General features: G+C 77.0%; 11 protein-coding genes. 7 read left to right on the top strand and 4 right to left on the bottom strand.

From position 1 onward, the window contains the following. Window positions 1–243: 243 nt before the first annotated feature. Window positions 244–1,641, top strand: a complete 1,398-nt coding sequence (locus tag LO771_RS16120) for a cystathionine beta-synthase (RefSeq protein ID WP_230652977.1) — start codon at window positions 244–246, stop codon at window positions 1,639–1,641. 721 nt (window positions 1,642–2,362) lie between these two features. Here LO771_RS16120 and LO771_RS16115 read toward each other — a convergent pair. Next, window positions 2,363–2,731, bottom strand: a complete 369-nt coding sequence (locus tag LO771_RS16115) for an LPXTG cell wall anchor domain-containing protein (RefSeq protein ID WP_230652975.1) — start codon at window positions 2,729–2,731, stop codon at window positions 2,363–2,365. A 173-nt stretch (window positions 2,732–2,904) separates the two neighbouring features. Here LO771_RS16115 and LO771_RS16110 point away from each other — a divergent pair, with 173 nt between their 5' ends. The 6 genes from LO771_RS16110 to LO771_RS16085 all read left to right on the top strand — a co-directional run bounded on the left by LO771_RS16110 (window position 2,905) and on the right by LO771_RS16085 (window position 7,601). Continuing rightward, window positions 2,905–3,249, top strand: a complete 345-nt coding sequence (locus LO771_RS16110) for a hypothetical protein (RefSeq protein WP_230652973.1) — start codon at window positions 2,905–2,907, stop codon at window positions 3,247–3,249. Window positions 3,250–3,608: 359 nt separating this feature from the next. Next, entirely contained in the window at window positions 3,609–4,856 is a 1,248-nt protein-coding gene (locus tag LO771_RS16105) for an Ig-like domain-containing protein (protein ID WP_255744454.1), read from the top strand. 129 nt (window positions 4,857–4,985) lie between these two features. Further along, a complete protein-coding gene (locus LO771_RS16100; RefSeq protein ID WP_230652972.1) occupies window positions 4,986–5,585 on the top strand; it encodes a GNAT family N-acetyltransferase in 600 nt (199 codons plus the stop codon). 157 nt (window positions 5,586–5,742) lie between these two features. Beyond that, window positions 5,743–6,294: a DinB family protein gene (locus LO771_RS16095; RefSeq protein WP_230652970.1), complete on the top strand. Its 552-nt coding sequence runs from the start codon at window positions 5,743–5,745 to the stop codon at window positions 6,292–6,294. A 165-nt stretch (window positions 6,295–6,459) separates the two neighbouring features. After that, window positions 6,460–6,819: a DUF1330 domain-containing protein gene (locus tag LO771_RS16090; protein ID WP_230652968.1), complete on the top strand. Its 360-nt coding sequence runs from the start codon at window positions 6,460–6,462 to the stop codon at window positions 6,817–6,819. Between the two features lie 173 nt (window positions 6,820–6,992). Then, window positions 6,993–7,601: a DUF4232 domain-containing protein gene (locus tag LO771_RS16085; protein ID WP_304944822.1), complete on the top strand. Its 609-nt coding sequence runs from the start codon at window positions 6,993–6,995 to the stop codon at window positions 7,599–7,601. Between the two features lie 268 nt (window positions 7,602–7,869). Here the strand turns inward: LO771_RS16085 and LO771_RS16080 are convergent, their stop codons facing one another. From LO771_RS16080 to hutH, 3 genes are all read right to left on the bottom strand, one after another. Beyond that, window positions 7,870–9,156, bottom strand: a complete 1,287-nt coding sequence (locus tag LO771_RS16080) for a hypothetical protein (RefSeq protein ID WP_230652966.1) — start codon at window positions 9,154–9,156, stop codon at window positions 7,870–7,872. Further along, window positions 9,153–9,359 (bottom strand): hypothetical protein, encoded by a 207-nt coding sequence (locus LO771_RS16075; protein ID WP_230652964.1) that lies wholly within the window; start codon window positions 9,357–9,359, stop codon window positions 9,153–9,155. The genes LO771_RS16080 and LO771_RS16075 overlap by 4 nt, the downstream gene beginning before the upstream one ends. A gap of 289 nt (window positions 9,360–9,648) precedes the next feature. Further along, a complete protein-coding gene (hutH, locus tag LO771_RS16070; RefSeq protein WP_230652962.1) occupies window positions 9,649–11,340 on the bottom strand; it encodes a histidine ammonia-lyase in 1,692 nt (563 codons plus the stop codon). Window positions 11,341–11,794 lie beyond the last annotated feature (454 nt).

The following is an 11,794-nucleotide window of genomic DNA, read 5'->3' as shown; positions in this document are numbered from 1 at the left end:
CCCGATCCAGCGGGCCCCGCGGTCCGGGGCCCTGCTCCGCGGCCCCGCTCGTGGCGGGACCGCCTCTCAGAGCCTCCATACCCAGGGGCCCCCGCCGCCTACCGCCCGTCCGACCGTGCACGATCACCGCCCCGGCGGGCCGGGCATCCGCGCACCGGGGCCCGGGCCTCTACCCTGACCGGTACAGACACTCCTGCGGCACTCATCCGTGCGCACCTGTTCCACGTTCTCGGGAGGACCCCCGTGCGGTACCACGATTCGATCATCGAGCTGGTCGGCGACACGCCCCTGGTGAAGCTCAACAAGGTCACCGAGGGGATCGAGGCCACCGTCCTCGCCAAGGTGGAGTACTTCAACCCCGGCGGCTCGGTGAAGGACCGCATCGCGATGCGGATGATCGAGGCCGCCGAGAAGTCCGGGGCGCTCAAGCCGGGCGGCACCATCGTGGAGCCCACCTCCGGCAACACCGGCGTCGGCCTGGCGATCGTGGCGCAGCAGAAGGGCTACCGCTGCATCTTCGTCTGCCCGGACAAGGTCTCCACCGACAAGATCAACACGCTGCGGGCGTACGGCGCCGAGGTCGTGGTCTGCCCGACCGCGGTCGCCCCCGAGCACCCCGACTCCTACTACAACGTCTCCGACCGCCTGGTCCGCGAGACCCCCGGCGCGTGGAAGCCCGACCAGTACTCCAACCCGGAGAACCCGGCCTCCCACTACCACTCCACCGGCCCCGAGCTGTGGAAGCAGACCGACGGCCGGATCACCCACTTCGTCGCGGGCGTCGGCACCGGCGGCACCATCTCCGGCACCGGCCGCTACCTCAAGGACGTCTCCGAGGGCCGGGTCCAGGTCATCGGCGCCGACCCCGAGGGCTCCGTCTACTCCGGCGGCACCGGCCGCCCGTACCTGGTCGAGGGCGTCGGCGAGGACTTCTGGCCCACCGCCTACGACCGCACGGTGGCCGACGGGATCGTGGCCGTCTCCGACAAGGACTCCTTCCAGATGACCCGCCGCCTCGCCAAGGAGGAGGGCCTGCTCGTCGGCGGCTCCTGCGGCATGGCCGTGGTCGCCGCGCTGGAGGTCGCCCGCAAGGCCGGACCGGACGACGTCGTCGTCGTGCTGCTGCCGGACGGCGGCCGGGGATACCTCTCGAAGATCTTCAACGACGAATGGATGGCGGACTACGGCTTCCTCTCCTCGCCCACCGACGAGGCCACCGTCGGCGACGTGCTCGGCCGCAAGGACGCCGTCGAGCACGGCGGCATCCCGCAGTTCGTCCACATGCACCCGGGCGAGACCGTCGGGGAGGCCGTCCACGTGCTGCGCGAGTACGGCGTCTCCCAGATGCCCGTCGTCTCGCCCGGCGCCGGCCACCCCGACGTCATGGCGGGCGAGGTCATCGGCTCCGTCGTCGAGCGGGAGCTGCTGGACGGCCTCTTCGCGCGGCGCGTGCAGCTCGACGACCCGCTGGACAAGCACATGTCGGCGCCGCTGCCCGTGGTCGGCTCCGGCGAGTCCGTCACCCGCCTGATGGGGGTGCTGGAGCGGGCCGACGCCGTGGTGGTGCTGGTCGACGGCAAGCCGCAGGGCATCGTCACCCGCCAGGACCTGCTGTCCTTCCTGGCCCAGCGGACGCACTGACCCGTCCCGCGGGTGCCCCGGGCCCGTCCTGCGGGCGCCCCGGGCCCGTCCTGCGGGCGCCCCGGGCCCCGGACGGCCCGCCCGCCCCGCGCGGCGCACCCCCGTGCCCGCGCGGGGCTCACCCGTCCGCCGCCGAAGTGGTACACCGGTGTCACGTCCGCGCAGCACGGGCTTAACACGGGACCGGCATCGTAGGGGTCACGGCAAGACGCCGAACGTGGTGGCAGCGGAAACCGGGAGCGGCTCCCCGGCTCCGAGGCCACCAGGAGGACGCGTCGGTCGGCCCTGACCCGGCCGGCCGCGTCCCGTCCGCAGGGGGCGCCGTCGTCCCGCCCCTGGTGGCCCCGACCGGCCACCAGGGTGCGGCGGCCCCTGCGGCACCCCTCGCGCCGCAAGGCGCGCACTCCGTGCTCCCGGGTGGGGGAGCGATACGGAGACGGCAGGGCCGGTCCTGGTATCCAGGACCGGCCCTCGCCGTGTGCGCCGCCGGGCGCCGGGGCGCGCCGATGCGCGTCGTGGTGTTCCGGTGCGGTGGTGCGCCGGTGCCGTGGTCCTCCCGGGCCGTCGTGCCGGAACCGGAATCCGTCCGCTCCCGCACCCGGCCCCGCCGCGCGGGAGCCCCGCCGCGGCCACCGCCGTACGGTCCGCCGCACGGACCTGCATCCGGTCCTGCAACCGGACCGGCGTCCGGCTCCGTGGACGGCCGCGGACGGGCCCCGCGTCAGCCCGCCTGTACCGGCGTCCCCCTGCGCCGCGCCGCCACCAGCAGCCCGGCCCCGATCCCCAGGAACGCCGTCCCGCCGAGCAGGTAGGGGGTGGTGTCCACGCCGCCCGTGTCGGCCAGCCGCACCCCGGCCGCCGCCTGCGCCCGCGCCGTGCGCGCCGCCGACCGCACCGCGGGGGACCGCTCCGCCGCCTGCGCCGCCGCCACCGAGGCCCTGCCCTGCCGGGCGGCCGCCACCTCCGCCGAGGCGTCCGCGGACGCGGCCGACGCCACCGGGCCCAGGACCAGCGCGAGCGCCGCCGCGCCGCCGGCCGCGGCCGCCGTGATCGCCAGCGGGCTGCGCTGGGCCGCCTTCCGCTTGCCCACCGGACCTCCTCGTGCCGTACCCGGTCCACGCACCGGACCCGGCCGGGACCCCGCTGCGGGGGGCTCCTCCGGCGGGGCCGTCCGGACGATCGTAGTGAGCGGGGCTCCGCTTGGGTAGCGCCCGCCGGGGCCGGTACCGCGCCGGGAGCCCCCGCTGCCCTACGCTCGCAGGCATGACCAGCACCGACACCAAGGACGGCGGCGAGCCCCGCTACGTCCGCCTGCACATCGAACTCGTCGCCGAGATCACCGACGAGGCCGCCCTCAAGGCCGCCGCGCTGGAGCAGGTGAAGCACGACACGTACATGGACGACGACGAGCGGGCCCAGGCGGTGGAGGCCATCGAGCTGGACCCGTCCGGTTCGCTCGCCCACTTCGTGGACCCGCTGCAGCTGCTCGGCGAGGTCCCCGGTGTGGAGCTCGCCCAGGCCACCTGGGAGTCCGCGCACACCGAGTTCGAGCCCGAGAACGAGGACTGGGACCTCTACGACACCGGCGACGGAGCCGCCCGGGAGTGACCCCTCCCGTCCCCGAGTGACCCCTCCCGTCGGGGGGGCCCCGCCCGGCGGGGCCTCCCCGACGGGCATATGTTGGACGGTACGCCCCCCACCACCGGCAGCACGCGCGAGGAGCGGCAGGCGCGAGGAGCAGCAAGGGAGACGGCGACGTGACGGCACCCGACAGGCAGCCCCCGGAAACCCCGCGGCGTCCGGAACCCCCGCAGCCGCCGGACGCCGGACGTCCCCCGGACCGCCCCGCCCGCCCGCCGGACACGGCTCCGCCCGGCGCGGCCCCGCCGGACGGGCCGCCCGCCGCCGCGGGCCCGCTCCCGCCCGCCGCCCCGCCAGCCCCCCGCGACTGGACGCGCCGCAGCGTCCTGGCCGGCCTCGCGGTGGCCCCCGCCGCCCTGGCCGCCGCGTGCAGCAACGGCTCCGACGGGGCCAAGGGCGGGCAGAGCCCCGGCGCCTCCGGCTCGGCCGGCTCCCCCCGGGGTTCCGCCGCCCCCGCCGGGACCCCGTCCGCCTCCCCGAGCAGCAGCACCCCCAGGGTCTCCACCGCCCGGATCGCCGTCGACCCGCCGGACGGCACCCGCAACGCCGACTCCGAGCAGGGCGTCACCGTCACCGCCTCCGGCGGCCGCCTCACCTCCGTCCGGGTCGCCGACGAGGCCGACCGGCAGGTGGCGGGCACCCTGGAGGCCGGCTCCACCCGCTGGCGGTCCACCGGCCCCCTGCACATCTCCACCCGCTACACCGTGTCGGCGACCGCCGTCGACGCCGCGAAGCTGCAGGCGGTGTCCAACACCTCCTTCACCACCAAGGCGCCCGACCACACCTTCGTGGGGTTCTTCACCCCCGAGGACGGCTCCGTCTCGGGCGTCGGCATGCCGGTCTCGATCGTCTTCAACACGCCGATCACCGACCGCAGGGCCGTGCAGCAGGCCGTCACCGTGGAGGCCGACCCGCCGGTGGAGGTCGTCGGCCACTGGTTCGACGCCACCCGGCTCGACTTCCGCCCCCGGCACTACTGGGCGGCCGGCACCCGCATCACCCTGCGGCTGCGGCTCAGGGACGTCCGGGGCGCGAAGGGCGTGTACGGGGTCCAGTCCAAGGACGTGCACTTCACCATCGGCCGCAGCCAGGTCAGCACCGTCGACCTCGCCACCGGGCGGATGACCGTCCGCCGCGACGGACGGACGAGCGCGGTCTACGAGGTCACCGGCGGCAGCCCGCAGCACCCCACCTGGGAGGGGGTGATGGTGATCTCCGAGCGGTACCCGCAGACCCGGATGAACTCCCGCACCGTCGGCCTCGGCGGCGAGTACGACATCCCCGACGTCCCCCACGCGCAGCGGCTCACCACCTCCGGCACCTTCATCCACGGCAACTACTGGTCCCCGCCCTCCGTCTTCGGCCACGAGAACGTCAGCCACGGCTGCATCGGCCTGCGCGACACCAAGGGCGGCAGGGACCCGAACACCCCCGGCGCCGAGTTCTACGGCAGCTCGATGGTCGGCGACGTGGTCGAGGTGGTCCACTCCGGGGACCGCACCGTCGCGCCCGCCAACGGCCTCAACGGCTGGAACCTCTCCTGGGCGGACTGGAAGGCCGGCAGCTCGCTCTGAGCCCCGCCCGGCCCGGGACCCGCCCGTGCACGCCCCGGTCCGGCCCCCGCGCACGGCGGCCCTCCCGGGCGCGGACCGGCCCCCGCGGAAACCGCCCGGACCGGCGGAACCCGGACTAACGTGCGACCCATGGCCTCGCAACCGCCCGCCCCCGTCGTCCTGGACGGCCGCAACCTGCGGCTGGAGCCGCTCGTCCCGGCGCACGTGCCCGACCTGCACCTGGCCGGCGGCAACGACGACGAGGTGTGGCGCTGGCTCCCCGCCCTCACCCCCCGCTCCGAGGCGGAGATGCACCGCGTCGTCGAGCAGCGCCTCGCCCAGCAGGCGGCCGGCGAGGCCGTGCTCTTCGCCGTGGTCCCCCGCGGCACCTTCCGGCCCGTCGGCTGGACCGCCTACCTCGACATCTCCGTGCCCGACGAGCGCCTCGGCATCGGCTGGAACTGGGTCGCCCGCCCCTACCGCGGGACCGCCCTCGACGTCGAGGCCCACCTCCTCCTGCTCTACCACGCCTTCGAGGTCCTCGGCTTCGGCCGCGTGCAGTGGCAGACCGACCACCAGGACTACACCGCCCAGGGCGTCCTGGCCCGCATCGGGGGCCTGCGCGAGGGGCCGCTGCGCCGCCATGTCCGCCGTCTCGACGGCACCTGGCGCGACACCGTCGTCCACTCGCTGCTCGCCCCCGAGTGGCCCGCCGTCAAGGAGCGCATCCGGGCGGGCCTCCTGCCCTGACCCCGCCCGCGGGCGCCGGGGGACGGGCGCACGGGCAGGCGGGCGCACGGGCGGGCAGGCGGGCGCACGGGCGGATGGACGGCCGATGGCAGGAACTCCCCGCAACCTGGCCGTCCCGCCCCTGGAGCCGGCCCCGCCGCCCCGCCATCCTCGAACCATGATCACGCCCGACACCAAGGACTGGACCTGGGTCCTGAGCCGCCCCTGCCCCGACTGCGGCCTCGACGCCTCCTCCGTCCCCCGCGAGGCCGTCGCCGGCCTCCTCCGCGCCAACGCCGCCGCCTGGACCGGCCTCCTGGCCGCCGGCTCCGCCGACGGCGGAGAGCTGCGCCGCCGCCCGGACCCCGGCACGTGGTCGCCCCTGGAGTACGCCTGCCACGTCCGGGACGTCTTCCGCCTCTTCGCCGTCCGCCTCGACCTGATGCTCACCCGGGAGCGGCCGCTCTTCCCGAACTGGGACCAGGACGCCACCGCCGAGGCCGAGCGCTACGGCGAGCAGGACCCCGCCGCGGTCGCCGCCGACCTCGCCGCCGCCGCGGAGTCCCTCGCCGCCGCCTTCGACCGCGTCGCCGGCGACCGGTGGCAGCGCACCGGCGACCGCAGCGACGGCGCCTCCTTCACCGTGGAGTCCTTCGCCCGCTACCTCCTGCACGACCCCGTCCACCACCTGTGGGACGTCACCGGAACACCCGCCGCGCGCCTCTCCTGACCTGCCGTCACCTCCCGTCCGGCGGCGTCCGCCGCCCGCGGCGCCGCCCGGCCGGTACCGGACCCCGGCCCGCCCGTCGATGACCCGAAAGGCCGTGGACGCCCCCCGGTCCGGACGGCATGATCGGGACAGTCCGTCCGGCACGTTCCACGACCAGGAGGCACCGTGACCGCCTACGCCCTCGCCCACCTCCGCAATCCCAGCCCCCGCGAGCCCGACGTCCTCGACTACCTGGACCGCGTCGACGCCACCCTCGCCCCCTTCTCCGGCCGCTTCCTCGTCCACGGCCCCGACGTCGAGGTCCTGGAGGGGGAGTGGCCCGGGACGGTCGTGGTCATCGAGTTCCCCGACCTCGCCGCCGCCCGCGCCTGGTACGCGTCCCCCGCCTACCAGGAGATCCTCCCGCTGCGGACCGACCACATCAGCGGCGACGTGATCCTCTTCGAGGGCGTCGCCCCGGGCCACACCGCCGCCGCCATGGCCGCCGCCGTCCGGGCTCTCCCGGCCCCGTCCGCCGCCGGCTGAGACGCCGGCGGCCGCGCCGGACCTCGTCCGTACGGCCCGCCCGGCAGGCGGACCCGCCCCTCCCCGGGCACGGTGTGAGGGGACGGGCGGCCGCCGCCCGCGGCTGCGGCTGCCACGCCGTCCCGCGGCCGTCGGCCGGCACCGTCCGGCGATGAGGACCAGGAGGACGGGCCATGAGCTGTGCGTCGAGGGGCAGGGCGGCCGCGGTGCTCGCGGCGGCGGCGGGGACGCTCCTCGCGGGCTGCGGCGGCCCCGCCGGACCGGCACCGGGCCCGTCCCCGAGGGCCGTCCGGCAGGTCCTGGACCCGTCCGCCCCCGCACCGCCCGCGGGCACCGCGCCCGGCCCCTGCCGGTACGACCGGCTCACCGCCCCCGCAGCCCGGCGGCTCACGTCGGGCACCCCGAAGGGCACCTGGTCGGCGCGGGTCCCCCTCGTCAACAAGGGGCCCGGGCCGTGCGTCCTGAAGGGCTTCCCCGCCCTCGTGGCCCTGGCCGGCCAGGGGGCGCCGCAGCGCAACCGGCCGCTGAGAGCCACCCCCGAGGGCACGGCCCGGCCGGTCCTGCTGGCCGTCGGCGGCCGGGCCTGGGTCCGGCTCACCTTCCACCAGGTCCTGGGGGAGGGGGACGGCTACTGCCCCTCCGGCGCGACCCCGCGCACCGCCCCGTCGCTCGTGCTGGGCGTCGCGGGCGGCAGGCTGCAGCTCGGCATGGAGGACGGGAGCGACATCGCGGAGTGCGACGACACCGTCCGCACCACCGCCTTCCTCGCCGTCAGCCCGTAGCGGCCGCCCGCGGGGCGCCTCTCCCGCCCGCACGTCCGGTCGCGGCCGGGTCTCCGGCGGTCGGTCCCGACCGGACGTGGGGGCACGGCACCGCCGCACGGACTCCCCGACCGCACCGCGGCAGCCCCGCCGCACCGCCGGCCGCACCGGGGCCCGTCCCCGCCGGCAGGTGCCCGCCCCCTCGGCGGGGGAGACCCGAGGAGGTCCGGGCGCGGGCCCGGGCCCCGGCCGCCGAGGACCGCTGCTCCGGGGCACCGGCCGGGCGGCCTCAGAGGGTGAGGCGGGAGGCGTACACGAGGTAGCCGCCGTAGGCGGCCGAGAGCAGGGCCGCCGAGCAGACCAGGATGGCCCGGGTGCTCCGGGAGCGGACCCGGGCCAGGCCGGTCGCCAGAGGGAGCAGCAGGGGGAAGGCGGGGAGCAGGAAGCGGGCCCGGCTGCTCAGGTAGGCGGCGTCCCCCAGGGCGATCGCCATCACCCCCGCGCCGTACGCGAGCAGGGCGAGCGGCTGGCGTTGCGCCACCGACACGGCGAGGAGCACCAGGGCGGCGAGGAGGACGAGCACGACCACCACCCGCCCGAGCGGCACCGGGGCCGCGTGCACGATGAGCCCCCTGAGGCTGTGCGCGGTGGAGCGCCCCCAGTCGACGTGCGAGTCCCACAGCATCTGGACGGCGAAGTAGCCGTCCCACCGGCCGAGCCTGGCGCCGACCCAGGCGACGAACCCGAGCCAGCCGAGCGGGGCGATCAGCGCCCCCAGGCACGGCCGCCACCACGCCGCCCCGGGCACCGTCCCGTCCGCCGCGGCGTCCGGGCGCCGCCCCCGGCGGATCCGTACGAGTTCGGCGGCCGCCGCGGCCCCGATCGCCGCCACCAGGGCCACCGCGCTCGGCCGTGTGAGCCCCGCCAGGCAGCAGAGCGCACCGGCCCGCACCCAGTGCCGGGCCAGCACGGCGTGCAGCGACCAGGCGGCCAGGGCGGTGAAGAGCGCCTCCGTGTACGCCGCGCTCTCGATCACGGCGTGCGGCAGCACCCCCCAGAGCACGGCGGCCAGCGCGCCCGCCCGGCGGCCGTGGCGGCCGGCGGTCACCGCGAAGATCCCCCAGGCCGCGGCCAGCGACGCCGCCCAGGCGACCAGGAGCGCCGCGTGCGCGGTGGCCAGCGGCGTCAGGGCCCGCACCACGCGGATCAGCCACGGGTACAGGGGGAAGAACGCCAGGTTCGTGTAGGCGTGCCCGTGCGCGTCGGGCGCGGGTATCGCCCGGTCGTACCCGTGCGCCGCGATGTCGGCGTACCACTTCGCGTCCCACAGCGTGGAGAGCCTCCCGACGGCCGGGCGGCCGCGCCGGTGCCCCCAGGCCAGGAGCACACCCACGCCGACCGCCCGCACGGCGGCGAAGCCCAGCAGCGCCGGTGCCGCGTCGCGCACCGCCGCACGCAGGCGCGGGAGGCGGGGGCGCAGGCGTCCGGGCATCCGCCCGGGGAGGACCCGCCGGGCCGGCGGTACGCCGGACGCGGTCCCCTCGTCGGCTGCGGGGATGCCGGGTGCCACGGTCACGGTGTTTCCTCGGCGCGGTCGGTGACGTACGGGAGGCGGGCGGCGCAGCGGCACGGCGCGGCCGCGCGCCGGTACCGCGCCCGGCTGCCGGGCGCGGACACCCCTGGTCCCGACCGGCCCCCGGGGACGTCCGGGGGGCGGCGCCCGTCGCCGGGGCCGATGCCCGCGGCCGCCGCCCCGGTACGGATGCTGCTGGTGCCCATGGCAGGCAGCATGCGTCATCGCCGGCGCCCCGACGGCCCGCAGAGCGGCTTTCGAACAATCCCGTACCGAAACAGGGGGGACCTTTTGCCTCGTGGCCACCGCCCCGCAACCATCGGCCCCGCGCGGCCGGTTCGCCCCCGGCCCTGCAGAGGTCGCCGTTCGGCGGACGCTCGTCGGCCCGGCGGGCGCCGACGACCCTGCCGGGCAGGAAAGGCGCGCGGGTCCCGGCCCGTCCGGTGCGTTCCGGAGGCGGCCGGGGGGAGGGGCGTCAGGGGTCGCCGCGGCTCCTCAGGGGGTCCGCCGGAGCCTCCCGGCGTCGGCCCGGCGGACGGCGTCCAGGAGTTCCCCGCCGGCCACCAGGCGGATCATCGCGTCGAGGTCCGGGGACATCCACCGGTCGTCCCCCAGGGGAGGGATGCGGCGGCGGATCGCGCGCCACAGGAGCGCCGTCCCCGCCCCCAGGGGGAGTCCGTCCATCCTCGCGCGGATCAGGTCGATGCCCTGCGCGGACATCAGCATCTCCACGGCGATGACGACCTCCAGGCGGTCCAGGTTCTCCTGCAGCGCCCGGACGGAGGCCATGGCCATGGTGTTGTGGTCCTCCTGCCCGGTCTTCGCCGGGCGTGACAGCACGCTCGGCGGGTACGCCCTCACCTGCATCTCGGGCACCAGCGCGGTCGCCACCGTCTGCACCTGGACCATGCCGGAGTTGAGCCCGACCTTGCCGCCCGCGAGGCTCGCGGGAAGGCCGTAGCTCCACACCGGGGACAGCAGGCGGGCCGAGAGCTGCTCGTACAGCACGCCGACGTCGGCGATGTGGCCGTTCAGCCGGTCGATCTCGTGGGCGAGCAGGTCGCCGTCGTAGTTGCCGCCCATCAGGAACTCGTCCGGTCCGCCGGGCACGGGGAAGACCAGGGGGTTGGACGTGGACGAGCCGGCCTCGCGTTCGAGGACGGTGCGGTCGTCGGCCAGCGCCTCGCGGAGCGCCCCCAGGATGTGGGGTGCCGCCCGCACGGACACTGCGTCCTGCACCCGGTCGTGGGTCTCCCCGCGCCGACGGCGCCCGGCGTCGGTCATCCAGCCGCTGCCCGCCACGAGGGCCCGCAACCGGGCCGCGACACCGGTCTCGCCGGGGATGTGGCGCTCGGCGTGCGTCCGGGCGTCCAGGGCGGCGGCCTCGGCCCCCGTGGCGTCCATGAACAGCGCCAGGCCGCCCTCGGCCAGGCCGGCGAGCCGCTCGGCCCGCCGGAGGGCGTGGACGAAGTCGGCGGCGACCACGGTGCTGCCGCTGATCACCGCCAGCGCCTCCCCCTGCTCCAGGGTGAAGGACCGCGCCAGGCCCGCTCTGGGCAGGACCCGCGAAGCCGGGCCGACCACGCCGCGGTACCGGGCGGGCGCCTCCTCGCCGATCGCGACCAGCCCGGCCTCGGCCATGGGCTGGAGGTCGCCGATCCCCAACGAGCCGACCTGCGGCATCTCGGGCGTGACCCCGGCGTTCACCAGGTCCAGCAGCCGCTCCGCCAGCTGGGGGCGCACCCCCATCCGGCCGCGCGCCATCTGGTTGGCGCGGAGCACCAGCGCCAGCCGCGCCACCTGCGGCGGGAAGGGCGCACCGGTGCCCGCCGCGTTCGACAGCAGGATGTTGCGCTGGAAACGGCGCTGCTCGGCCTGGGTGAGCTCGCGGTCCTTGAGCGGGCCGAGCGCCTGGTTCCAGCCGTAGACGCGCGCCCCGGAGCGCAGGGCCCCGAGCGCCCCGGCCCGGTTCCGCCGCATCCTCGCGCGCGCCCCTGCGGTGAGCCGTACCGAGACGCGGGAGGCGTCCAGGACCGCGAACATCTGGCCGAGCGTCAACGAGTCCCCGTCCAGCAGCAGGTCCGCCTCCCCGGCGCGAGGCCCCGGCACGCCGGCGGCGGGCGCGGCGGCCGGACGGGCCGGCGCCCCCGCGACGGACGACGACACCAGCGCGGCGACGACCGCCACGGCGGTCCACGTCCGGGGATCCGCCGGCCGGCCGGACCGGCGGGCGCCGCGGCCGGTCCGCCGGGCCCCGGGGGCCGGCCACATCCTGAACCTCACCATGCGCACCACGCCCCTCCGGGACTCCCCGGACGGCACTGGGCCGCGGAGGACTCGGGGGCACCCGTGCCGGGGGTGCCGACGACGTCCCCAGCATCGGCGGGGCGCCGGGCCGCCGCGATCCGGGCTGGTCCGTTCGCGCGTCCCCCGAGGCCGGTCCGTACGCGTCCGGCGGGGAGGGCCGGCGACCGGCGGTCCCCGCTCCGCGCCGGGCCGTCCCGGCCGGGCGGTCCGCCTAGTACTCCAGCAGGACTTCGACGTTTTGCCTGTTCAGAGGCCTGCGCGCGTGAGTGTAGTGGGCGAACGTCTCATCAGGGGCGGTCTTCATGGGACCGCCCCTCGATCGTGTGCAGCCGCC

Origin of the sequence: Streptacidiphilus sp. ASG 303 (assembly GCF_020991365.1) — a bacterium.
In the GTDB taxonomy this organism is placed as follows: domain Bacteria; phylum Actinomycetota; class Actinomycetes; order Streptomycetales; family Streptomycetaceae; genus Peterkaempfera.
This window is presented reverse-complemented; position numbering and strand designations above follow the sequence as displayed.

Excerpts from the sequence above, each read along its gene's own strand:
- LO771_RS16100 (WP_230652972.1), top strand. The coding sequence starts at position 4,986 with ATGGCCTCGCAACCGCCCGCCCCCGTCGTCCTGGACGGCCGCAACCTG.
- LO771_RS16095 (WP_230652970.1), top strand. The coding sequence starts at position 5,743 with ATGATCACGCCCGACACCAAGGACTGGACCTGGGTCCTGAGCCGCCCC.
- LO771_RS16075 (WP_230652964.1), bottom strand. The coding sequence starts at position 9,359 with ATGGGCACCAGCAGCATCCGTACCGGGGCGGCGGCCGCGGGCATCGGC.
- LO771_RS16085 (WP_304944822.1), top strand. The coding sequence starts at position 6,993 with ATGAGCTGTGCGTCGAGGGGCAGGGCGGCCGCGGTGCTCGCGGCGGCG.
- LO771_RS16110 (WP_230652973.1), top strand. The coding sequence starts at position 2,905 with ATGACCAGCACCGACACCAAGGACGGCGGCGAGCCCCGCTACGTCCGC.